This window comes from Micromonospora rubida, assembly GCF_009908295.1.
In the GTDB taxonomy this organism is placed as follows: domain Bacteria; phylum Actinomycetota; class Actinomycetes; order Mycobacteriales; family Micromonosporaceae; genus Micromonospora; species Micromonospora rubida.
This window is the reverse complement of the sequence record NZ_JAAALO010000001.1, coordinates 605896-627849: the sequence shown is the minus strand read 5'-3', so window position 1 is coordinate 627849 and position 21954 is coordinate 605896. Positions and strand designations below refer to the sequence as shown.

18 protein-coding genes are annotated in these 21954 nt (G+C 73.1%); 12 read left to right on the top strand and 6 right to left on the bottom strand.

The genetic code is table 11. The features are described from left to right. The first annotated feature begins 31 nt into the window (after nucleotides 1–31). On the top strand, nucleotides 32–1384 hold the full coding sequence (gene nhaA, locus GVV04_RS02675) for a Na+/H+ antiporter NhaA (RefSeq protein WP_161684118.1): 1353 nt from the start codon (nucleotides 32–34) through the stop codon (nucleotides 1382–1384). Between the two features lie 130 nt (nucleotides 1385–1514). On the opposite strand, the gene GVV04_RS02670 is transcribed toward nhaA, so the two are convergent. Then, the gene (locus GVV04_RS02670; RefSeq protein ID WP_161684117.1) at nucleotides 1515–2051 is read right to left on the bottom strand and encodes an STAS domain-containing protein; all 537 of its coding nucleotides are present in this window, start codon (nucleotides 2049–2051) and stop codon (nucleotides 1515–1517) included. 390 nt (nucleotides 2052–2441) lie between these two features. Here GVV04_RS02670 and GVV04_RS02665 point away from each other — a divergent pair, with 390 nt between their 5' ends. The 6 genes from GVV04_RS02665 (at nucleotide 2442) to GVV04_RS02640 (ending at nucleotide 9182) form a co-directional block, all read left to right on the top strand. Beyond that, a complete protein-coding gene (locus tag GVV04_RS02665) occupies nucleotides 2442–3983 on the top strand; it encodes an ABC transporter substrate-binding protein (RefSeq protein WP_161684116.1) in 1542 nt (513 codons plus the stop codon). A gap of 17 nt (nucleotides 3984–4000) precedes the next feature. Then, nucleotides 4001–4945 (top strand): ABC transporter permease, encoded by a 945-nt coding sequence (locus GVV04_RS02660; protein ID WP_161684115.1) that lies wholly within the window; start codon nucleotides 4001–4003, stop codon nucleotides 4943–4945. Further along, nucleotides 4942–5823: an ABC transporter permease gene (locus tag GVV04_RS02655; RefSeq protein WP_161684114.1), complete on the top strand. Its 882-nt coding sequence runs from the start codon at nucleotides 4942–4944 to the stop codon at nucleotides 5821–5823. The genes GVV04_RS02660 and GVV04_RS02655 overlap by 4 nt, the downstream gene beginning before the upstream one ends. Further along, nucleotides 5820–6875 carry an ABC transporter ATP-binding protein gene (locus GVV04_RS02650; RefSeq protein ID WP_161684113.1) on the top strand — a complete coding sequence of 352 codons (1056 nt, stop codon included), beginning with the start codon at nucleotides 5820–5822 and terminating at the stop codon, nucleotides 6873–6875. The genes GVV04_RS02655 and GVV04_RS02650 overlap by 4 nt, the downstream gene beginning before the upstream one ends. After that, a complete protein-coding gene (locus tag GVV04_RS02645) occupies nucleotides 6872–7936 on the top strand; it encodes an ABC transporter ATP-binding protein (protein WP_161684112.1) in 1065 nt (354 codons plus the stop codon). The genes GVV04_RS02650 and GVV04_RS02645 overlap by 4 nt, the downstream gene beginning before the upstream one ends. A gap of 106 nt (nucleotides 7937–8042) precedes the next feature. Then, nucleotides 8043–9182: a DUF3103 family protein gene (locus GVV04_RS02640; protein WP_161684111.1), complete on the top strand. Its 1140-nt coding sequence runs from the start codon at nucleotides 8043–8045 to the stop codon at nucleotides 9180–9182. Nucleotides 9183–9240: 58 nt separating this feature from the next. Here the strand turns inward: GVV04_RS02640 and GVV04_RS02635 are convergent, their stop codons facing one another. Both GVV04_RS02635 and GVV04_RS02630 read right to left on the bottom strand, forming a co-directional pair. After that, nucleotides 9241–10680, bottom strand: coding sequence for a cellulase family glycosylhydrolase (locus GVV04_RS02635; protein ID WP_161684110.1), 1440 nt, complete (start codon nucleotides 10678–10680; stop codon nucleotides 9241–9243). Nucleotides 10681–10913: 233 nt separating this feature from the next. Further along, nucleotides 10914–11927 (bottom strand): LacI family DNA-binding transcriptional regulator, encoded by a 1014-nt coding sequence (locus GVV04_RS02630; protein WP_161684109.1) that lies wholly within the window; start codon nucleotides 11925–11927, stop codon nucleotides 10914–10916. A 368-nt stretch (nucleotides 11928–12295) separates the two neighbouring features. Between GVV04_RS02630 and GVV04_RS02625 the strand changes: the two genes are divergently transcribed. The 3 genes from GVV04_RS02625 to GVV04_RS02615 all read left to right on the top strand — a co-directional run bounded on the left by GVV04_RS02625 (nucleotide 12296) and on the right by GVV04_RS02615 (nucleotide 15707). Continuing rightward, complete coding sequence (locus tag GVV04_RS02625) at nucleotides 12296–13510, top strand: Cmx/CmrA family chloramphenicol efflux MFS transporter (RefSeq protein ID WP_161684108.1); 1215 nt, start codon at nucleotides 12296–12298, stop codon at nucleotides 13508–13510. A gap of 432 nt (nucleotides 13511–13942) precedes the next feature. After that, a complete protein-coding gene (locus GVV04_RS02620) occupies nucleotides 13943–14878 on the top strand; it encodes an ion transporter (protein ID WP_161684107.1) in 936 nt (311 codons plus the stop codon). A gap of 73 nt (nucleotides 14879–14951) precedes the next feature. Next, nucleotides 14952–15707, top strand: coding sequence for a dienelactone hydrolase family protein (locus tag GVV04_RS02615; protein WP_161684106.1), 756 nt, complete (start codon nucleotides 14952–14954; stop codon nucleotides 15705–15707). A gap of 27 nt (nucleotides 15708–15734) precedes the next feature. On the opposite strand, the gene GVV04_RS02610 is transcribed toward GVV04_RS02615, so the two are convergent. Beyond that, the gene (locus tag GVV04_RS02610) at nucleotides 15735–16733 is read right to left on the bottom strand and encodes a DUF1996 domain-containing protein (RefSeq protein WP_161684105.1); all 999 of its coding nucleotides are present in this window, start codon (nucleotides 16731–16733) and stop codon (nucleotides 15735–15737) included. A 235-nt stretch (nucleotides 16734–16968) separates the two neighbouring features. Further along, complete coding sequence (locus GVV04_RS02605) at nucleotides 16969–18324, bottom strand: carbohydrate-binding protein (RefSeq protein ID WP_161684104.1); 1356 nt, start codon at nucleotides 18322–18324, stop codon at nucleotides 16969–16971. A 134-nt stretch (nucleotides 18325–18458) separates the two neighbouring features. On the opposite strand from GVV04_RS02605, the gene GVV04_RS02600 reads away from it, so the two are divergent. Beyond that, on the top strand, nucleotides 18459–19025 hold the full coding sequence (locus GVV04_RS02600; RefSeq protein ID WP_161684103.1) for a snapalysin family zinc-dependent metalloprotease: 567 nt from the start codon (nucleotides 18459–18461) through the stop codon (nucleotides 19023–19025). Between the two features lie 229 nt (nucleotides 19026–19254). Here GVV04_RS02600 and GVV04_RS02595 read toward each other — a convergent pair whose 3' ends face one another. Beyond that, complete coding sequence (locus GVV04_RS02595; protein WP_161684102.1) at nucleotides 19255–20184, bottom strand: diacylglycerol/lipid kinase family protein; 930 nt, start codon at nucleotides 20182–20184, stop codon at nucleotides 19255–19257. Nucleotides 20185–20306: 122 nt separating this feature from the next. Between GVV04_RS02595 and GVV04_RS02590 the strand changes: the two genes are divergently transcribed. Beyond that, nucleotides 20307–21935, top strand: a complete 1629-nt coding sequence (locus GVV04_RS02590) for an alkaline phosphatase D family protein (RefSeq protein ID WP_161684101.1) — start codon at nucleotides 20307–20309, stop codon at nucleotides 21933–21935. Nucleotides 21936–21954: the final 19 nt, after the last annotated feature.

Here is a 21954-nt window from a genome sequence, read left to right as displayed (position 1 = left end):
CTGGTGTGCCGGGAAGTCTGGTCGGCGATGGATGACGCGACCCCTGCCGACGAGGAGACCTCACGTGACCGACGCCCCCCGGCGCCGTGCCAGCCTGTTCGCCCGACGCTCGTGGGGTGAGACCAGCCGCATCTCGGCCATCCTGCGCAAGGAGACCGTCGGCGGCGCGTTCCTGCTCGCCGGGGCACTGCTGGCCCTGATCTGGTCGAATTCGCCCTGGTCCGACGGGTACCGGGCGCTGCGGGACCTCCGGTTCGGCCCGGCGGCGCTGCACCTGGACCTGAGCCTGGCTACCTGGGCCGCCGACGGCCTGCTGGCGATCTTCTTCTTCGTCGCCGGGCTGGAGCTCAAGCGCGAGTTCGTCGCCGGTGACCTGCGCGACCCGCGCCGAGCCGCGGTGCCGGTGGCCGCCGCCGCGGGCGGGGTGCTCGTGCCGGCGGTCCTCTACTCCCTGATCGCCGACGGCGACGCGGCGAAGGGCTGGGCGATCCCGACCGCGACCGACATCGCCTTCGCGCTGGCCGTACTCGCCGTGGTCGGGCGGTTCCTGCCCGCGGCGCTGCGCACGTTCCTGCTCACCCTTGCCGTGGTCGACGACCTGCTGGCCATCGTCATCATCGCCGTGTTCTACACCTCCGACCTGGCCGTCGGGCCACTGCTGGGCGCGCTGGTCCCGCTGGCGGTCTTCGCCCTGCTGGTGCGGCGCCGGGTGCGTTCCTGGTGGCTGCTGCTGCCGTTGGCGGCGGCGACCTGGGCGCTGGTGCACGAGTCCGGGGTGCACGCCACCGTCGCCGGTGTGCTGCTGGCCTTCACCGTGCCGGTGGTCCGCAGCCAGGCCGCCGGCGGCCCGGACGCCGGTCCGGGGCTGGCCGAGCACTTCGAGCACCGGTTCCGTCCGCTCTCCGCCGGCGTCGCGGTGCCGGTCTTCGCGTTCCTGTCCGCCGGTGTCACCGTCGGCGGCCTCGCCGGGCTGGTCACCGCCCTGACCGACCGGGCGGCGATCGGCGTCGTGGTCGGCCTGGTGCTCGGCAAACCGGTCGGCATCATGCTGGCCACCTGGCTGGTGTCCCGGTTCACCCGGGCCGACCTCGACGAGGGGCTGAACTGGCTCGACGTCCTCGGCCTGGCGTTGCTGGGCGGGATCGGGTTCACCGTCTCGCTGCTGATCGGGGAGCTGGCCTTCGGGCTGGGCAGCGAGCGCGACGGCCACGTCAAGGTGGCGGTGCTCACCGGCTCCCTGGTCTCCGCCGTCCTGGCCACGGTGATCCTTCGGGGCCGCAGCCGGCTGTACCGGCAGGTGCACGAGGCCGAGAACGTCGACCTCGACCGCGACGGAGTGCCCGACGTCTACCAGCCGGAGCCCGGACGGCCCGACGACCGCTGAACCGGCCCGGATCCGAATCCGCCCGGGCGGATCCACCCGTCCGGCCCGCATCCGCGCCCCCGCCGGCCCCGGTGGTCACCCCGACGCCGGGCGGGCCGGGCGTTCCACCGCACCGGGGGCGGGCCGGGGGTCACGGCACCGGGGTGTGGGTGGGGCGGGGGCGGTCCAGCAGGGCCTCGCGCTGGGTGTCGAAGACCGGGAAGACACCGTCCAGCCGCATCGTGTGCAGCACGGTGCGGACGAATCGGGACGGGGCGGCGAGGCACAGCACGACGCCCCGGTTCCTGGCCTGCTGGTGCGCCCGCACCAGCAGGCCGAGCCCGGTCGGGTCGATCTGCTCCACGCCGTGCAGGTCCACGACGGCCCGCCCGTCGAACTCGACCGTGTCGTCGAGCGCGGCGCGCAGGGCGCCCTCGTCCCGGCCCGTGGCCTGGTCGCAGTCGTCGACATGGTCCAGACCGAGGGCCGGGCCGCCCTCCGGGCCGGCGATGCTGCACGGCGGGCAGCGGTGCGGGCCGATGGCGAAGGGTGAGCCGCTCCAGCCGTGCTCGGACACCAGCGTCCAGACGACCTCGGCGTCGGGCAGCACGTAGGCATGACCGGTGGTGGTGTCGCCGCAGTCGTCGCAGATCAGCGTCATCAGGTGATCGTCCGGTACGACGGTCATCCCGGATTCCTCTCGTTGTCCGCTGCCACGGTCGGGCCACGGAGGGCGCCGGCCGGGCGTCGGGGTGACACCGAACCGGTCCGGACCCGTCGGTCACCGCCTGGCGGCGACACGGGGCCGCTGCGGCGTCCGGGCAACCGCAACCCTGCTACGCCGTCTTGGAGGGAATCTCCCAGTCGTATGACAGTTGTGTGACAAAACCGCAGGCCGCCGGGATCGGCGGGGGCGCGGTGGTGACGCCGCCGGCGCCCCCTGGTTTCGGCGCCTCAGGTTTCGCATCCGGGCCGGAGAGGGCATGGTGGTGGGAAGCCGTCGAAAGTGGACGGGACGGACGGTGGCGCTCCGACGGCTGCGGGTCCGCCCCGCCCACCAGGGGAGGGGGACCGGTCCATGACCAGATCCAGGCTGGCCGGCGCGGTGCTCGCGCTCGCGCTCACCGCGACAGCCGGGTGCAGCTCCGGCGAGAGCGTCGACGTCGGCGGTGCCGGCGACACGGGCGGCGGGGGCGCCGGGGGGACGCTCGCCGCGGCCATCGGCGGGGAGCCGGACCAGCTCGACCCGCACCGGACCTCGGCCTACTACAGCTTCCAGGTGCTGGAGAACGTGTACGACACCCTGGTCGAGCCGGGCGCGGACCTGCGCATGGGCCCGTCGCTGGCGACGAGGTGGACCACCAGCGACGACCAGCTCACCTGGACCTTCACCCTCCGCGAGGGGGTCAGGTTCTCCGACGGATCGCCGCTGACCTCGGAGGACGTCGCCTACTCGTACAACCGGATCATCTCCGAGAAGCTCAACCAGGCGTACAAGTTCGAGACCGTGAAGTCGGTGACCGCGCCCGCCCCGACCACCGTGGTCGTCACGCTCACCAAGCCCACCCCGAACCTGCTGGCGAACCTCGGCGGGTTCAAGGGCGTCGCGATCGTCGAGAAGTCCAACGTCGAGTCCGGTGCGGTCAAGACCAGACCGGTCGGCAGCGGGCCGTTCGCGGTGGCCGGCTACACCTCCGGCGACAGCGTCAAGCTGGTCCGCAACGACGCCTACTGGGGCGGCCGGCCCAAGCTCGACGGGGTCACCTTCACCTTCGTCAAGGACCCCACCGTGGCCCTGCAGAACCTGCGCGGCGGCGAGGTCCAGTGGACCGACAACCTCCCGCCCCAGCAGGTCGCGGCGCTGAAGGGCAACGGCGGCGGCGTGACCGTCGAGTCGAGGCCCTCCACGGACTACTGGTACCTGGCGCTCAACCAGGGCCGCAAGCCGTACGACGACGTGAACGTGCGCCGGGCGATCGCCTTCGCCCTGGACCGCGAGGCGATCACCAAGGCGACCAAGTTCGGTCTGGCGAAGCCGAACCAGACCGCCATCCCCGAGGGCAGCTCCTGGTACTACGAGTACGCGCCGTACCGGCACGACCCGGCCCAGGCCCGGCAGCTGCTCGGCCAGGCCGGCGTGCGCGGGCTGACCATGGACCTGATGGTGACCAACGAGTACCCGGAGACGGTCGCCGCCGCCCAGGTGATCGCCGCCCAGCTCAAGGACGTCGGGATCACCGTCAAGATCCGCACCCTCGACTTCGCCCAGTGGCTCGACGAGCAGGGCAAGAGCAACTTCGACGCGTTCATGCTGGGCTGGCTCGGCAACATCGACCCGGACGAGTTCTACTACGCCCAGCACCGCACCGGCGCGACGTTCAACTTCCACAGGTACAGCAACCCGGCCGTCGACAAGCTCCTCGACGCGGGCCGGACCGAGACCGACCCGGCGGCCCGCAAGCGGACGTACGACCAGGCCGCCAAGCAGATCGTCGACGACGCCAGCTACCTCTACCTGTACAACCCCGAGGTGGTGCAGGGCTGGTCGAAGCAGGTGACCGGGTACCAGGTCCGCGCCGACCGGGCCGTCCGGTTCCGCGACGTCGGCCTCGACCGGTGAGCTGACGGGAGCCCCGCGTGACACGCTTCGTCCTCCGCCGGCTGCTCCAGTCGGTCGTCGTCCTGCTGGGGGTGACGCTCGTCGTCTTCCTCCTGCTCCAACTGGTGCCGGGCGACCCCGTCCGGGTCGCCCTCGGCACCCGCTTCGACCAGCAGACCTACGACGCGCTGCGGGAGCGGTCCGGCCTTGACCAGCCGCTCGTCGCGCAGTACGCCAGCTACGTCGGCCACGCGCTGACCGGCGACCTCGGGGTCAGCTTCCGCAGTGGCCAGCCCGTCACCACCATCGTGCTGGAGCGGCTGCCGGCCACGCTGTCCCTGGCGGTGACCGCCGTGCTGCTCGCCCTGCTGGTCGCCTTCCCGCTGGGCGTGCTCTCTGCCGTGCGCAGCGGCTCGGCCCTCGACCACGCCGCCCGGGTGTTCAGCCAGTTCGGGGTGTCGGTGCCCGACTTCTGGATGGGCATCATGGGCATCCTGCTCTTCGCCGGGGTGCTCGGCTGGCTGCCGCCGTCCGGGTACGTGGCGCTGACCGAGGACCCGGCTGGGTGGGCGTCCCACGTGCTCCTCCCGGCCGGGGCGGTCGGGCTGGTCACCGCCTCGATCCTCACCCGGTTCATCCGCTCCTCGGTGCTGGAGGTGCTCTCCGAGGACTACGTGCGCACCGCCGAGGCCAAGGGGCTGCGCTCCCGGATCGTGGTCGTCCGGCACGTGCTGCGCAACGCGCTCATCCCCGTGGTCACCGTGGTGGCGGTGCAGCTGGCCAGCCTGATCGGCGGGGTGATCGTGATCGAGGTGCTGTTCGCCTGGCCGGGCGTCGGCCGGCTCACCTACGACGCCGTCCAGGCCCGCGACTACCCGGTGCTCCAGGGCGCGGTGCTCTTCGTGGCCGCCCTGTTCCTGCTGATGAACCTGCTGGTGGACGTCCTCTACGCCCGCCTCGACCCGCGGATCGGCGTCCGGTGAGCGGCCACCCGGACGGCACGCTGCGCCGGGCGCTGTCCGCGCTGCGCCACGACCCGCCGGCCGTCGCCGGCACGGCGGTGCTGCTCCTGCTGCTCGTGGTGGGGGTGGCCGGCCGGTGGCTGGCCCCGGACGGGGTCAACGACGTCGACGTCGACGGGATACTGCGCCCGCCCAGCCTCGACCACCTGTTCGGCACCGACGAGCTGGGCCGGGACGTGCTCAGCCGGGTGCTCGTCGCCGCCCGGGTGTCGCTGGAGGTGGGCCTGGTCAGCGTGGGCATCGCGCTGCTGGTCGGGGTCACCGTCGGGCTGCTGGCCGGCTGGTACCGGGGCTGGGTGGACAACGTCCTGATGCGTGGCATGGACGTGCTGTTCGCGTTCCCGGTGCTGCTGCTCGCCGTGGCGATCGTCGCCGTGCTGGGGCCGGGCCTGCTCACCGCGATGGTCGCGATCGGGGTGGTCTACACCCCGATCTTCGCCCGGGTCACCCGGGCCGGCGTGCTCTCGGTGCGGGAGCAGGTCTTCGTCCGGGCGGCGGTGTCGATCGGCGCGTCCGACGCCCGGATCATCCGCCGCCACGTGCTGCCCAACATCGCGGCCCCGCTGATCGTGCAGACGTCGCTGTCCCTGGCCTTCGCCATCCTGTCCGAGGCGGCCCTGTCCTTCCTCGGCCTCGGCATCCAGCCGCCCGACCCGGCGTGGGGCCGGATGCTCTACGACGGACGCGGGTTCGTCACCGAGGCGTGGTGGCTCGGCGTCTTTCCCGGCGCCGCCATCTTCCTCACCGTGCTCGCCTTCAACCTGGTCGGCGACGCGCTGCGGGACGTGTTGGACCCGCGCCAGCTCACCGTCGGCGAGGCGAGGAGGAGCAGAAGATGAGGGAACGGACCGACCGACCGACCCGCCCGGGCCGCGCCGGCGCGACGGACCGCCACGAGCCCGCCGGCCCTGACATTGCCGAGCCGGTGCTGGCCATTGAGGACCTGACGGTGACGATCGGCACCCGCCGGGGCCCGGCCCGGGCGGTCGCCGGCGTCGACTGGTCGGTGCGGGCCGGTCAGACCCTCGCCCTGGTCGGCGAGTCCGGCAGCGGCAAGAGCCTGACCGTGCTCGCCGCGACCGGCCTCGCCCCCCGCACGGCCCGGGTCACCGGCCGGGTCCGGCTGCTCGGCGAGGAGCTGACCGCGCTGCCCGAGCCGCGCCGCCGTCGGCTGCGGGGCCGGCACGTCGGCTTCGTCTTCCAGGACCCGATGACCTCGCTCAACCCGGTGCTGACCGTGGGCCGGCAGGTGACCGAGGCGTGCGAGGAGCACCTGGGCATGACCCGCCGCCAGGCCCGGGAACGGGCGGTGGAGCTGCTCGACCTGGTCGGCATCCCATCGCCGCGGCAGCGGGTGGACGCGTACCCGCACCAGTTCTCCGGCGGGATGCGCCAGCGGGTCGTCATCGCCATGGCGCTGTCCTGCGAGCCGGACCTGCTGATCGCCGACGAGCCGACCACCGCGCTCGACGTCACCACCCAGGCGCAGATCGTCGAGCTGATCGCCGACCTGCGCCGCCGGCTCGGCACCGCCGTCGTCTGGATCACCCACGACCTGGGCGTGGTCGCCGGGGTCGCCGACACCGTCGCCGTCATGTACGGGGGGCGGATCGTCGAGCAGGGCCCGGTCGACGCCGTGTTCGACGCGCCGTCGCACCCGTACACCCGGGCGCTGCTGGCGGCGCGGCCCGGCCCCGGCGTCCGGGACGGGGACCTGCCGGCGATCCAGGGGTCGCCGCCGAGCCCGCTGGACCTGCCGGCCGGCTGCGCCTTCTGGCCCCGCTGCCCGGTGCGGGGGGACGCCCGCTGCGAGCACGAGCTGCCGCCCCTGGTCCCGGTCGCCCCCGGTCACCGGGTGCGCACCTTCTACCCGCTCTCGGAGGACGCATGACCGCCGACCCCGCCGCCCCGGCCGCCGACCCGGGGGAGACCGTCGCCGACCCGGGGGAGATCGTCGCCGAGCTGGACAACCTCAGGGTGTGGTTTCCCGCGCCCGGCGGCGCCGCCGTCCGCGCCGTCGACGGGGTGTCGCTGGGCATCCGACGGGGCGAGACGCTCGGGCTGGTCGGCGAGTCGGGCAGCGGCAAGTCGACCACCGGCCTGGCGCTGCTGCGCCTGGTCGACGCGACCTGCGGGTCGGTCCGGGTCGGTGGCCGGGACGTGACGTGGTGGTCCCGCCGCCAGTTGCGCGGCCTGCGCCGCCGGGTGGCCATGGTGTTCCAGGACCCGCAGGCGTCACTGGATCCCCGCCGCACGATCGGCGCGAGCGTCGCCGAGCCGCTGGTGGTGCACCGGCTCGTCGACTCCGCGGACGCCCGCCGTCGGCGGGTCGCGGAGCTGCTGGAGATGGTCGGCCTGCGCGCCGACCTCGCCGACCGGCACCCGCACGAGCTCTCCGGCGGCCAGCGCCAGCGGGTCGGCATCGCCCGGGCGCTGGCCGGGGAACCCGACCTGATCGTCCTCGACGAGCCGATCGCCTCGCTCGACCTGAGCGTGCAGGCGCAGATCATGAACCTGCTGCGCGGGCTCCAGCGCGACCTCGGGCTGACGTACCTGTTCATCGCGCACGACCTGGCCGCCGTCGAGCACATGAGCGACCGGGTCGCCGTGATGTACCTGGGCCGGATCGTGGAGACCGGCACGCCCGAGCAGCTGTACGGCCAGCCCGCCCACCCGTACACCGCCGCGCTGCTGTCGGCCATCCCCGTGGCCGACCCGAAGGTGGAGCGGCACCGCCGGCGGATCATCCTCAGCGGCGACATCCCCAGCCCCGTCGACCCGCCGAGCGGCTGCCGGTTCCGGACCCGGTGCCCGCAGGCCCGCCCCGACTGCGCCGAGGTCGACCCGGTGCTGGTCGAGGTCGCCGCCGGCCAGTGGGCCGCCTGCCGGTACGCGGGGGAGGCCGTCCGCGCGATGCGGGCCGGGACGGTGGGCGAGGAAACCGTCCACTGACGCCTCACGCGTCGACCCTGGGCATTGATAAGTGCAAGAGTCTAGATGTATATCTTCTCTGCACCGTCGCCACGATCCGGCGGTCGGACCATGCAGAGGAGCCCGCGTGCACACTTCCACCCTCCGCCGCGCCGCGCTTGCGGCCGGCCTCGCGGCGGCCGTCCTGGCCGCCCCGGTGGCCACCCCCGCGTACGCCCGCCCCGAGCACCGGGGCCCCGCGCCCGCCGCCGCCCCGGCCGGGACCGTCCTCTCGGTCACCGACGGGCTGGCCCGCCGGCTCGCCGGGGCGCTCGCCGACCCGGCGGCGACCCGGGCCGTCCTCGCGGCCACCGCCGACGGCCCGGCCGACCTGCTCGCCGTCCCGCTCGCGGCGCCGGGCCTGTCCGGCGAGGCTCGGGCCGCGAACCGGCGGGTGCTCGCGGCCAAGGGCCTGCCGGCAACGGCCGGGTCGCTGCTGCGGCTGCGCTGGGCCACCCCGGACATGCGCGCCGCGGCGACCCGGGGCGCGGTTGCGCTGGTGGCGGCGACCCCCACCGACGACGCCCTGACCAACGTCACCGCCTACGACCGGGGTGCCCGGCCGGTGCGGCTGGACGCCTCCCGGGCTCCCGCCCGCCCGGTGCTGCTGGTGGAGGTCGACACCGGCCGGGCGCTGTCCGCCGGCCTGGAGCTGATGCGCGGCGAGCTGGCCCGCCGGGGCGTCACCGACACCGCCGCCGCGCGGGCGGCGACCACCGCGCGGGCGACGGCGGCGTCCGGCTACTGGGCCACCAAGGTCGACGCGGTACGGCTCAACGACGACAAGGAGCCGTGGCTCAAGGGCGACGCGGAGATCTACAGCCTCGTGGCCGGATTCGGGCTCGACGGCAAGCCCACGGTCGACCTGGTCCAGATGCCCTACCTCGACCACGATGGCACCACCTACCGCCCGAACCAGCTCCTGGTGCACTTCTCGGCCTACAAGTACAACCTGGCCGACGTGGTGATGATGGAGGACGACGGCGACACCAACTACAAGGCCCTGGTCCAGGCGATCGTCGGCGCGCTGCTGGTGATCGTGGACGGCGGGGTGTACCAGCCGCTGGTGAGCGCGATCCTCGACGCCATCCCGACCTCCTGGTACACCGACGACCCGGACTACGTGGACTCCTGGTACACCCTGTCCACCGCCAGCAGCGGCCGGCTGAGCGGCGCGGCCGGCAACGGTTGGTTCGACGTCTCCCCGTACTTCGTGCAGCCGCTCTGACCGTTCACCCGGTGGGGCCGCCGAACGCGGGTGGCCCCACCGGGTGCGGGTGGCGGGCTCAGCTGGTGGGGAAGTTGTCCGGGGTGCGGATCCGGTTGCGCATGAAGGTGCCTGACTCGGTCAGCACGGCGGTGCCGGTGTACGTCCCGCCGTAGCAGGTGCCCGGGCGGTACGCGGCGCTGCCCTCGTCGGCGTCCGAGAACGTCCAGTTGGCGTAGCTGATCTTCAGCCGGTCCAGCAGGTCCAGCCAGGCGGTGCTGCTGGCCGCGTCCACGGCGCCGCCGCCGGTGTACGTGACGGTGCCGAACTCGGTGACGAACATGGGCAGCCGGGCGGCGGCGCGCTCCAGCTCGGCGCGGTAGTTGTCCCGGTGCGACGCGGCGTAGAAGTGGAACGCGTACATGATGTTGCCGGCGTTCACCGGACTGTTGACGACCTCGGTGGAGTTGCCGCCCTCGGACACCCCGAGCGAGGACCAGCCGCGGGTGCCGACGACGACGACCGCGTCCGGGTCGTTGGCGCGGATGACCGGGATGACCTGCTCGGCGTAGTTCTTGATGGTCGACCAGCTCACGCCGTTGGGCTCGTTGGTGATCTCGTAGATGACGTTGTTCTTGCTGGCGTGCCGGGCCGACACGGCGGCGAAGAACGTCTTGGCCCGCGCCAGGTTGAACATCGGGTCACCGGGGGTCAGCGTGTGGAAGTCGACCAGCGCGTACATGCCTCGCTCGGTGGCCTCGTCCACCAGGGTGTTGACCCGGTTGGTGAAGCCGGCGGGGTCGGTCTCGTAGCCGTCCTCCTGCACGTACATCGAGACGCGGAGCAGGTCGGCCAGCCAGTCCTTGGACAGCGCGTCGAGGGACGCGTCGTTGTAGCACTGGGAGAACCACTGGAGGCCGTGGGTGCTCATGCCCCGTAGCTGGATCGGCTTGCCGTACTGGTTGCACAGGTTGACTCCGCACACCCGGAGCTGGCCGTTGATCGCCACCGGCGTCGTGCCGCCCGGCGGGGGCGTGGTGGGCGGGGGCGTCGTCGGCGGGGCGGTGGTGGGCGGGGCGGTGGTGGGCGTCGTCCCGCCCGTGCACACCGTGCCGTTGAGCGCGAACGACGTCGGTGCCGGGTTGTTGCCGGTCCAGGAGCCGTTGAAGCCGATGTTGGTGCTCGCTCCGGTGGCCAGCGAGCCGTTGTAGCTCAGGCTCTGCGCGGTGACGGCGCTGCCGGTCTGGTTGAAGGTGGCCGACCAGCCCTGCACCACCCGCTGCCCGGAGTGGGGGAAGCCGAAGCCGAGGGTCCACCCGTTGACCGCGTCCCCGAGGTTCTTGATGGTGACCGAGGCGGTGAACCCGCCGGCCCAGCTGTTGGTCGTGTAGGTGACGGCGCAGCCGGTGGCCGCCATGGCGTTGGTGGCCGGCAGGGTCGCCGTCGCGCCCAGGGTCAGCGCGCCGACGGCTCCTGCCACGGCCAGGTGTCGTCGGGACGGGCGGGGGAATCTCTTCATCGGACCGTCTCTTCCGTCGGGGGTGGTGGGGCGAGGCCCGGGGGGTGTGTGGTGCGGGGCGTGCCGGCGCGCATCCGCTGCGGGCATCGGGGAAGCCTCGGGAGCGCTCCCATGGCAGCTTAGGGGCGTTCGGAACCATCACGCAACATGTCGATACATCGAAGCCTTGGGAGCCGGCGGCCCGGCCGGGGACCCGGCGGGGGCGTCGGTGGGCCTCGTGCGGTGCCGGGCGGTCAGCGGGCGCGCGTGCTGTGCCGGACGATCAGCGGGGTGGCCAGCTCGATGCGGTGGCTGCCCAGTTCCTCGCCGTCCATCAGGTTGAGCAGCATCCGGGCGGCCATCCCCGCCATCTCGGTCAGCGGCTGGCGGACGGTGGTCAGCGGCGGCACCGCCCACCGCGCGGCGTCCAGGTCGTCGAAGCCGACGACGCTCATGTCGTCGGGCACCCGCAGCCCGCGCTCGTAGAGGGCCTCGTACGCACCCCAGGCCATCTCGTCGGAGCACGCGAAGATCGCGGTGGGCGGCCGGGTCAGGTCGAGCAGGGCGTTCGTCTCCCGGTAGCCCGACGGCGAGGTGAAGTCCCCGGCGCGGACGTACCCGGCGGGGATCCGCCGCCCGGCGGCGTCCATGGCGGCCCGGTACCCGTCGACCCGGGCCCGGCTGCACGGCACGGCGGCCGGCCCGCAGATCACGGCGATCCGCTGGTGCCCGAGGCCGAGCAGGTGCTCGGTGGCGGCGCGCCCGCCCGCCCAGTTCGTGGCGCCGACCGAGGGGATGTCCGCCTCGGGCTGCCCGGCCGGGTCGATGATCACCACCGGGATGCCCAGCTCGTCGAGCTGCCCGCGCTGGCCGGCCGAGATGTCGGAGAGTACGAGGAGCACGCCGTCGCAGCGCCGGGCGGCGAGCTGCTCGGTCCACCGGCGGTCGGGGCGGTTGCGGTGCCGGCCGTGCACCGCGGAGACGACCACGCCGAACCCGGCGCGGTAGGCGAACTCCTCCACCCCGTCGATGATCTGCATCGCCCACGGGCTACCCAGGTCCCGCAGTACCAGGTCGATCAAACCGGCCCGGGCCGCCGGCCGGCCGGCCCCGCGCGCGGTGTAGCCACGCTCGTCGAGCAGCGACTGCACCCGCCGACGGGTGCCCGGCGCGACGTCGGGGCGGCCGTTGAGCACCTTCGAGACGGTGGGGACCGACACGCCGGCGACATCCGCGATCTCCGCCAGCGTCGCCCGTCGCTGCTCCATGTCGTCTCCCTCACGAGGCCAGCCCGGCCGCAGCATATCCCGAAACTTTCGACGGTCGGGCACTCCCGGAACCGGTGCCGCTCCAGCCGTCCCGGCCGTCTCCACCACCGCCCGGCAGCCGAAACATCTCCGAAAACTCCGGTCGCCCGGCGTCGCGCATGGACATCGAGAGCCGGTAGTGTTCGCGTCATGTCGAGCCCTGAGGCATCCAAGGTGGGGGCTTTCGGTCACGCCGTCAGCCCCCTGAACCGCTGAGTTCATCGCCCGCTTCCCAGCAGTCTCGCTGCATGGGACATGTGCGCGCGCCCTTGGGGTGCTGGCCGCGGTGACGAGACGTCTCGTCGTTTCCTCTCACCTCGGAGTTCCTGATGCCTCTGCCGCTCTACCTGCTTGCCGTGGCGGTCTTCGCCATGGGCACCTCGGAGTTCATGCTCGCCGGCTTGGTGCCGGACATCGCCATCGGCCTCGACGTGTCGGTCGGGTCCGCCGGGCTTCTGACCTCGGCGTTCGCTGTCGGGATGATCGTCGGCGCGCCGTTGATGGCGGCGCTTGCGCGCTGGTGGCCTGCCCGGGCCAGCCTGCTGGGCTTCGTGCTGGCTTTCGCCGTGGCCCACGTCGCGGGCGCCCTCACGACGAGTTTCGCGGTGCTGTTCGTCACCCGGGTGATCGCCGCCCTGGCCAACGCGGGCTTCCTGGCTGTGGCACTGAGCACGGCGGCCACGCTCGTCGCATCTGATCAGAAAGGGCGCGCGCTGGCGGTGCTGCTCTCGGGTACGACGGTGGCCACCATCGCTGGGGTTCCCGGGGGCGCGGTGCTCGGCACGGTGCTCAACTGGCGGGCAACCTTCTGGGCGATCGCACTGCTCTGCCTTCCCGCTGCCTTCGGCGTCGTGAAGGGCATTCCGGCCCGTGCCGGAACAACCCCTCGGGACACTTCGGCCGGCTCGTCTCTTCGGGGCGAGATCGGCCAGCTCGCGATGCCCAGGCTGGTCCTGGTCATGCTGCTCGGCGCCCTGGTCAACGCCGCCACCTTCGCCACGTTCACCTTCCTGACACCGATCGTGACCGACACCGCAGGCCTGGGCGAGCTGTGGGTCCCGGTCGTGCTGGTGCTCTTCGGTGTCGGGTCCTTCGTCGGCGTCACCCTCGCGGGACGGCTCTCCGATCGGCGTCCCGGCATCGTGATCGCAGTCGGTGGCCCGTTGCTGTTGCTCGGCTGGGTCGCGTTGGCGACCCTGGCTGCCCAGCCGGTGGCGCTTCTGCTCCTCGCGTTCGTGCAGGGCACGCTCTCCTTCGCGTTGGGCGGCACCCTGATCGCCAGGGTGCTCCATGAGGCAGCAGGCGCCCCCACCATGGGAGGGTCGTACGCGACCGCGGCGCTCAACATCGGTGCTGCCGGCGGCCCCGTCGTTGCAGCAGCTACCCTCGGCGCCAACGCTGGCGACCTCGGCCCGGTGTGGATCAGTGGCCTCCTGGTCGCGGTCGCACTGCTCATCGGCCTGCCGCTCCGGCGATTCATCGTCCCCGCATCGGCCGGGCGATCTGATGCGGCCCTCGACCCCGCAACCCGGCCGAACGGCTAGTTGTAATGCCCAGCACCGTTGTTGACGCGGGTGATGGGTGGTTTGCTGCCCCCTGTGCAACGTGCGCGGTGCGCGGCGTTCCCTGCCGTCCTTCGTCGCCCCGCCCCGTCCCGCCCCGCACGCTTCCTCATGGGCCGCCCCTTGATCGTCTGCTGGTCACCGGCGCGACACGCCGGGTGGGACGCCGGTACGTGACAGACGATCTTTGTGGCTGACCGTCGGGCACCGTCGGCGTCGGCAGCGCAGCACCCGCGGGCGGGGTCGGCAGGGTTGGGCGCGGTGACTAGCTGTAGTGACCATGAGCGTTGTTGACGGCGTGGCGGCTTGATACGAGGCCTGGCCCCGTCGGTGGCGGTCGTCGTTCGACGCGGCTTGCGTACGCCCGCCCTGGCGCGCGGCGTCGCCCGTCGGTGCCCTCGGTAGGGTGGGGCCATGCTCGACGTACCCTGGCCGACGTCGACCGAGGATCGGCCGGTGCGCCGGGCCGGGCCGCCAGGGCTGGCCGGCCGGTGCGCCCGGATCGCCGGGTCGCGCCCCTTCGAGGTCGCCATCGTCGTCGTCATCCTGGCCAACGGGGTGGTGCTCGGCGTCGAGACGTACCCCGAGCTGGGGCCGGCGCGGCCGGTGCTGCTCTGGCTGGAGTGGGTCTTCCGGGCCGCCTTCGTGGCCGAGATCGCCGTCCGGATGGCGGCGTACGGTCGGCGGCCGCTGGACTTCTTCCGGCACGGCTGGAACGTCGTCGACTTCCTGGTGATCGCGGCGATCTTCGTCCCGGGTCTGCACGGCGACTCCGCGCTGCTGCGCGTCGTGCGGGTCGTCCGGATGGTGCGGCTCGTGCGGTTCTCGCCCGGGCTGCGCACCATCGTCGCGGCGCTGTGGCGCAGCCTGCCGGGCGTCGCGGGCTTCCTCGCGCTGGCCGGGGTGACCCTCTACGTGTACGGGATGGCCGGCTGGCTCATCTTCGGCAGGGCCCAGCCGGAGCAGTACGGCGACATCGGACGGTCGCTGCTGACCCTGTTCGTGCTGCTGTCCCTGGAGACGCTGCCGGACCTCGTCGAGCAGGGCATGGCCCTGTCCCCGTGGACCCTGGTCTACTACGTCAGTTACGTCATCATCACCGTGAACCTGCTGCTCAACATTCTGATCGCGGTCATCGTCAACTCGATGGAGGAGGCCCGCCGGCTGGAGATGACCGAGCGGCTCGGGCCCGACTACGACGAGGACGGCGACGGCGTGCCCGACGAGGTGGACCGGATCGCGCTCACCCAGCGGCTCGACGACCTGCGGGCCGTCATCGGCGAGCTGGAGCGGGAGCTGCGCATCGACCGGGACGACCGGCCACCCCGACCGCGCCGCGACCCGGGGTGACCCGGGCGCCGGAACCGGGCCGCTGCCCGGACGGATAGGGTGCGGGTCGGACGACGACCCGACGGAGGATGACGTGGCGCGTACGACGACGGTGGATGTGCCGGTGGGCGATGGGGTCGCCGACGCGATCCTGGCCCGACCGGACGGCGACGGCCCGTTCCCGGCCGTGCTGTTCTTCATGGACGCGTTCGGCCTGCGGCCCCGGCTGGTCGAGATGGCCGAGCGGATCGCCTCCCGGGGGCATGTCGTGCTGGTGCCCAACCTGTTCCACCGGGCCGGCAGGGCCCCGCTGTTCGACCTCTCCCGCCTGGACGACCCGGAGGAGCGCGCCCGGGCCTTCGAGCGGATCATGCCGCTCGTCGCCGCGCTGACCCCGGAGGTGGTGGCCGGGGACACGGCGGCGTACCTGGACTTCCTGGCCGGTCGGGACGACGTCGCGCCCGGCCCGGTGGTCGTCACCGGCTACTGCATGGGCGGCACGAACGCCCTGCGCGCCATCGAGGCGCATCCCGACCGGATTGCTGCGGTGGCCAGCTTCCACGCGGGCCGGGTCGTCACCGACGCGCCGGACAGCCCGCACCTGGGCGTCGGCTCCGTGACCGGCGAGCTGTACTTCGCCCACGCCGACCAGGACGGGTCCATGACGCCCGAGCAGATCGCGACGCTGGAGGCGGCGCTCGACGCGGCCGGGGTCCGGCACCGCTCCGAGCTGTACGTCGGCGCCGCCCACGGGTTCACCATGGCCGACACCGCCGCCTACGACGAGCGGGCCGCCGAGCGGCACTGGGCCGCCCTGTTCGACCTGCTGGACCGCACCTTCCGCAGCTGAGCGGAGCCGGGGTTGACCCGCTGCGGATCACTGCTGGATGGGCTTGCCGTCGTTGCCGCAGACGTAGCCGTCGACGACGCACTGCCGCACCCGGTCGGCGAGGGCCTGCTCGTCCCAGGCATTGAAGAAGTCGCCGTGGAAGGTGTAGCCGGGGGCTGTGGTGACGTTGGCCCCGTCGCGGGTGCCGCCCAGAGTGAGCCCGGTCCCGCGCACGTCGTAGGTGATGAGGAACTCCAGCCGGGGCACGGGCACCGGGTGGCTGGTCGGGCACGTCCCGCCGACGCCGCCCAGGCCGAACGCCATGTGGCTCTTGTGGTCGGCGCTGTCCAGGTTCCTCCCGTCCCAGCAGGTCGGGAAGTCGAGGTACGTCTCCAGCCTGGAGCCGGCCGGGCAGACCGGGAAGTCGCGGCTGGCCTGGGGGATGCCGACGCAGTTCCACCGGGCCGCCGGGTTCTGGTCGGGGTTGGCCGCGAGGGGGTTGCCCACCACGATCCGCAGGCCCTGGGGGTACGGCTGGACGTTCGCCCGGTCGGTGATCCCCTGGTAGTAGATCCGGACGCTCTGCGGCGTGACCGCCGTGCCGTTCTGGTAGAGCGTCGGCACCCAGTACGCGGACCTGTCGGTCACCGGGTCGCAGGTCGTCGCACCGGCCCTCAGCGAGGTGAGGGTGGAGAACGCGTTCGTCGTCGTGTTGCCGAAGAACTCGTGCATGTGCGAAGCGCCCGGCTGGCCCGGCCGGACGATCGGGTCGTCGTTGGCGCGTCCCTTGCTCGGGCAGTCGGCCCGGAATTCCGAGCCGCGCACCGGGGCGAGCTGGAGCTCCAGGGCTGCCCGCTCCTGCTCCGGGCTGAGCACGTACGCGTGGTCGGCGTGGCCGTCGGGCGCTGCCTGCGCGTCGACGGCGTCGTGGCCGGCCAGCACCCCGCCGGCGACCAGGGCCAGCAGGGCGACGGCCAGCGCGCCGGCCCGGCGCGGGAGCGGGTGTCCGGTCGGATCGGCGCCGCCGCGCCCTCGGGTGAACCGCATGCTTCCTCCTCGCCCGGCGCACCGAGCACCGGCCCGGGACCGCCGGGCGATCAACGGGACGAATGGGGGTGAGAGCGCTCTCACTTCCCAGGAGAACCGAAGGGAGCGGCGGTTGTCAATATGGATGGGGGTGGTCCGGGCCGTAGCTCCGCGGGTCGGTCGCCGAGCTGGCCCAGTGACGCGCACCCCCGTCCACGGTGGCCGGCCTGAACCGGGCCGGACACCGCGGGGCGGGTCAGCGCGACTGGAGCGCCCGGACGTTGTCGCCGAACGTCCAGCCCTTCGACCCGTCCCAGTTCAGCGACCAGGTCATCAGGCCCTTGAGGCCGCCCCCGTAGGTGTTCCACGCCTGCGCCACCGCCGCCGGCCCGAGGTGACCGCCGCCGGCGCCGGGCTGGGCGGGCAGGCCGGGAACCTGCTTGTCGTACGGGACCCGGATGGTGGTGCCCTGCACGACCAGGCCGGTGTTGAGGCAGTCGGTCTGGACCGTGAAGCCCTGCACGGTGCCGGCGGAGTACGAGTCGCCGTGGCAGCCGTACATGCTGCCGTTGTAGTACTGCATGTTCAGCCACCACAGCCGGCCGTTGTCGGCGTACTTCTTGACGATCGGCAGGTACGCGCCCCAGATCGAGCCGTAGGTGACGCTGCCGCCGGTGACGTACGCGGTCTCCGGCGCCATGGTGAGGCCGAATCCGGCGGGCATCTGGGCGAGCACGCCGTCGATGATGCGGATCAGGTTCGCCTGCGACGCCGAGAGCTGGCTGATGTTACCGCTGCCGGTCAGGCCGGTCTCGATGTCGATGTCGATGCCGTCGAAGTTGTAGCGCTTGAGGATCGGCACGACGGTGGCGACGAACCGGTCGGCGACGGTCGCCGAGCCGAGGTCGATGCCGGCCGCCGCGCCGCCGATGGACAGCAGGACGGTCAGGCCGGCGGCCTTGGCCCGGCACATCTCCGCCGGGGTGGGCACCTTCACGGTGACGTCCATGCCGTCCTCCCACAGCGCGGTGCCGTCTGAGCGGATCACCGGGAACGCGGCGGTGACCACGTTGTACCCGTGGGCGGTGATCCGGGAGTCGGTGATCGGGATCCAGCCCAGCGGCGGGTGCACGCCGTTGGCCGCGCCGTCCCAGTTCTCCCAGTACCCCTGGAGCACCTTGCCGGCGGGCCTCGGCTTGACCGCGCAGGTCTCCGTGCCCGGCGGGGGTGTCGTGGTCGGCGTGGGCGTGGGCGGTGCGGTCGGCGACGCGGTGGGGGAGGGCGACGAGGTCGCGGTGGGCGTGGGGGTGGGGGTGCCGTCGCAGGCCCCGAGGTCCTTCCACAGCGCGGGCGTGGCGGCGGGGTTCCAGCCCGCGCCGGCCGGCGGGGTGTGCGTCACGAGGGCCTGGTAGAGCCGGCCGGCGTAGCTGACCCGGGTGCCCGCCGGATAGCTGGTGCCCTCGGCCCAGCCGGGGGCGGAGCAGGCCACGGCGGCGGCGGTCGCCGGGCCGGTGGCGCCCGCGGCGAGACCGCCGGTGGCGGTGAGGGCCCCGGTGGCGACGACCAGCGTCGCCCCCGCCAGCAGGGCGGTGGCCCCGCGTCGAAGTCTCATGACATCTCCTCTCGTCGATGGCCGGAGCGTATCAGTAAAGTTTCTTAAATATAAAGAGGCATTGCTATCGATCTATATCGATGAATACGCTGACCCGGTCCCCGCTCACCCCGTCACCCAGTGGAGCGTGACCCATGCGTCTGTCCAAGGTGTCCCGGATCCTCGCCACCCTCGCCGCCGCCGCGATGGCGACGCTCGGCCTCACCGCCGTGCAGGCCGCGCCGGCCTCCGCCGCCGTCCGCAACGTCTGCTACACCACCAGCCAGGCCGGCCCCTTCGCCAGCTACGCGGTCCAGGCCGCCGCGATCTGGAACAACTACACCAACAACATCAACATGGCCCAGTGCGGCTCCAACCTGGTGATCTCCTACACCACCGGCGGCGGCTCGTACGCCCAGCGCACGAGCCTCGGCAACGGCCGCGTGGTCATCGACACCGTCCAGGCCCAGCAGTACAGCCCGCTGCGGATCATGACCCACGAGATCGGGCACATCCTCGGCCTGCCGGACAACTACAACGGCAACTGCGCCATCCTGATGTCCGGCGGCAGCGCCGGCACCTCCTGCACCAACCCGTACCCGAGCTCCGCCGAGGCTGCCAGGGTCGACACGCTCTTCGGCTTCGCACCCCTGACCGCAACCGGCGCCGAGGTCTTCACCGGCAGCTGGCCGGCCCCGGCAACCGCCGGCGCCCAGCGCTAACGCCCAACCCCAACCCCACCCCACCCCCACCCCGGCCGGGGTCGGCGCACCCCGCCGACCCCGGCCACCCCCCACCCCGCCCCCAGCGCGGTGATCAAGAGGTTTGCGTCGGATTCGGGGCGCAAACCTGACGCAAACCTCTTGATCACCGCCTGGGGGCGTGTGGGCGGAGGGCGTGGGGGTGGGTGGGGGTTGGGGGTTGGGGGTTGGGGGCGGGGGTGGGTGGGGGTTAGCGATCCTTGCTGTCGGTGGGGGCCATCACGCGCAGCGCGTTGGGGGCCAGGCCGATCCGGATCGGGGTGTGGCCGCACAGTTCGCCGTCGACCTCGACGCGCGCCGGTCGGTCGGTCTCCAGCCACAGCTCGCCGACGGCGAGGAACGTGGTCTCGGCCAGCGTGCGGCGGTGACCCGTCGCCGCGTTGCGGGCCGTGTCCCGCAGCAACCCGCGCCGGGTCGGCCCGCCCACCGGGTACGCCACCAGCAGCCGGTCGTCGGCGTCGGTGTCCGACGTGATCGGCCGGCCCGCGTGGAAGCCGCCGTTGGCCACGTAGAGCTGGTGGGTGTGGAACTCGTGGGTCGTGCCCTCGGCGCGGACGGTGGCCCGCAGCGCCCGGTGCCGGGCCAGCAGCGCCAGCGCGGTGGCCGGGTACGCCAGCCGCCCGGTGACCCGCTTCAGCGCCGGGGGCGTCCGGAGCATGATGTCGGCCGACAGCCCCACCCCGACGTGGTTGGCGAACGGCACGTCCCCGGCCAGCCCCAGGTCGACGTCGATCACCTTGCCCTCGGCCAGGACGGCCACGGCGGCGTCGAGGTCGAGCGGTAGGCCGAGGGTGCGGGCGAAGTTGTTGGTGGTGCCCAGCGGCAGCAGGCCCAGCGCGACGTCGCGGTGGGCGAGCAGGCGGGCGGCGGCGCTCTGCGTGCCGTCGCCCCCGCCCGCGATGAGCAGGTCCGGCCCGAGCGCGAGGGCGTCGGCCAGGCTGCGTTCCAGCTCGCCGGGCCGGTCGGCCGGGTAGCAGCCGAGCAGGCCGAAGCCGGCCTCCGTGAGGCGGGACCGGGCGTGCTCGTAGAGCTGGCGGCCCTGCCGCGAGCGGGCGTTGACCACCAGCGCCGCCCGCCGCTCGTGCCGGATGGCCGCGCCCAGCTCCTGCTTCGTCCGCATGGGTGCCGACCCTATCTCCGCCCGGCCCGGCGGGCGGGCCGGTGGACGGCCGGTGAGGGCCCGGCGAACATTCGCGGGACGGGGCAGCGGGAAGGGCACTGAAGGAGGTAGATACATGAGCCATGACGAACACCATCGACCGTCGTGCCATCCTGCGGATGGCCGGCGCGTCCGCCGGCACGGCCGTGCTCGCCGGAGCCGCGCTGTCCGCCCCGGCTCCCGCCGGCGCGGCCGGCGGCGCGTTCCGGCACGGGGTGGCCTCCGGCGACCCGCTGCCCGACGGCATTCTGCTGTGGACCAGGCTGACCCCGACCGACGCGGCGCAGCCCGGCTCCGGCGTCGGCCCGGAGGCGGTGGTGACCTGGCAGGTCGCCGCCGACCCCAACTTCTCGACGGTGACGGCGCAGGGCACGCTGACCACGGGACCGGCCCGCGACCACACCGTGAAGGTGGCGGTCACCGGCCTGGCCCCCGCCACCACCTGGTGGTACCGGTTCGGGTACGCGGGGGCGTGGTCGGCGACCGGGCGGACGATGACCGCGCCGCCGGCCGACGCCGACATCGACCGGCTCCGCCTCGGAGTGGTCTCCTGCGCGAACTGGGAGGCGGGCTACTTCTCGGCCTACCGGAGGCTGGCCGACCGGGGCGACCTCAACCTCGTCGTGCACCTCGGCGACTACCTCTACGAGTACGGCACCGGCGAGTTCGACGCCGGCGGCACGGTGGTGCGCCCGGTCCTGCCGGCGCACGAGGCGCTGACCCTCGCGGACTACCGGATCCGGCACGCGCTGTACAAGACCGACCCGGACCTTCAGGCGCTGCACGCCTCGGTGCCCTGGGTGATCACCTGGGACGACCACGAGGTGGCCAACGACCAGTGGTCCGACGGCGCGGGCAACCACACCCCGGGCACCGAGGGCGACTACGCCGACCGGGTGGCCGCCGCCAAGCGGGCGTACGCGGAGTGGATGCCGGTGCGCACCGGCGTCGACGGGGCCATCTACCGTCGGCTGCGCTTCGGGAAGCTGATCGAGCTGTCCATGCTGGACCTGCGGACGTACCGGTCGAAGCAGGCGTCGGGCACGGCCGTCGACGATCCGGCGAGGACGATCACCGGGGACGCGCAGATGTCCTGGCTGAAGAACGGCCTGGCCGCCTCCACCGCCCGGTGGAAGCTCGTCGGCAATCCGGTGATGATCGCCCGGCTCGACGTCGGCACGCTCCCCGCCTGGCTGCTCGGCCCGCTCGCCAAGCTGCTCGGCATCCCCGAGAACGGCGCGGCGCTCAGCGTCGACCAGTGGGACGGCTACAACGCCGACCGCAACGAGCTCGTCGACCATCTGCGCGCCACCGCGACCCGCGACGTGGTCTTCCTGACCGGCGACATCCACACCTCCTGGGCCAACGAGGTGACCACCCGGGCCACCGGCGGGTCCGCCCCGATCGCCGCCGAGTTCGTCGTTCCGTCGGTGACCAGCGACAACATCAACGACTTCCTCCGCCTGCCGGAGGGCAACGCGCTCAGCGGCCTCGGGGCGTCGCTGCTGCGGGCGACCAACAACCACGTGCGCTGGACGGAGCTGGACGGCCACGGCTACGGCGTGCTGGACGTGACCCGGCAGCGCTGCCGGATGGACTGGTACCACCTGGCCGACCGGACCCGGCCGGGCAGCGCCAGCCGTTGGGCGGCCGGCTGGTCCGTCGCGCCCGGCTCGTCGAAGCTGAGCCGGGAGACCGCGCCCCCGGCATGACCCCGTCGCGGGGCGGGCG

What these genes read in the sequence shown, in the direction of transcription:
- nhaA (WP_161684118.1), top strand. Translation starts at nt 32, where the DNA reads ATGACGCGACCCCTGCCGACGAGGAGACCTCACGTGACCGACGCCCCC.
- GVV04_RS02670 (WP_161684117.1), bottom strand. Translation starts at nt 2,051, where the DNA reads ATGACCGTCGTACCGGACGATCACCTGATGACGCTGATCTGCGACGAC.
- GVV04_RS02665 (WP_161684116.1), top strand. Translation starts at nt 2,442, where the DNA reads ATGACCAGATCCAGGCTGGCCGGCGCGGTGCTCGCGCTCGCGCTCACC.
- GVV04_RS02650 (WP_161684113.1), top strand. Translation starts at nt 5,820, where the DNA reads ATGAGGGAACGGACCGACCGACCGACCCGCCCGGGCCGCGCCGGCGCG.
- GVV04_RS02645 (WP_161684112.1), top strand. Translation starts at nt 6,872, where the DNA reads ATGACCGCCGACCCCGCCGCCCCGGCCGCCGACCCGGGGGAGACCGTC.
- GVV04_RS02635 (WP_161684110.1), bottom strand. Translation starts at nt 10,680, where the DNA reads ATGAAGAGATTCCCCCGCCCGTCCCGACGACACCTGGCCGTGGCAGGA.
- GVV04_RS02630 (WP_161684109.1), bottom strand. Translation starts at nt 11,927, where the DNA reads ATGGAGCAGCGACGGGCGACGCTGGCGGAGATCGCGGATGTCGCCGGC.
- GVV04_RS02625 (WP_161684108.1), top strand. Translation starts at nt 12,296, where the DNA reads ATGCCTCTGCCGCTCTACCTGCTTGCCGTGGCGGTCTTCGCCATGGGC.
- GVV04_RS02620 (WP_161684107.1), top strand. Translation starts at nt 13,943, where the DNA reads ATGCTCGACGTACCCTGGCCGACGTCGACCGAGGATCGGCCGGTGCGC.
- GVV04_RS02610 (WP_161684105.1), bottom strand. Translation starts at nt 16,733, where the DNA reads ATGCGGTTCACCCGAGGGCGCGGCGGCGCCGATCCGACCGGACACCCG.
- GVV04_RS02605 (WP_161684104.1), bottom strand. Translation starts at nt 18,324, where the DNA reads ATGAGACTTCGACGCGGGGCCACCGCCCTGCTGGCGGGGGCGACGCTG.
- GVV04_RS02600 (WP_161684103.1), top strand. Translation starts at nt 18,459, where the DNA reads ATGCGTCTGTCCAAGGTGTCCCGGATCCTCGCCACCCTCGCCGCCGCC.
- GVV04_RS02595 (WP_161684102.1), bottom strand. Translation starts at nt 20,184, where the DNA reads ATGCGGACGAAGCAGGAGCTGGGCGCGGCCATCCGGCACGAGCGGCGG.
- GVV04_RS02590 (WP_161684101.1), top strand. Translation starts at nt 20,307, where the DNA reads ATGACGAACACCATCGACCGTCGTGCCATCCTGCGGATGGCCGGCGCG.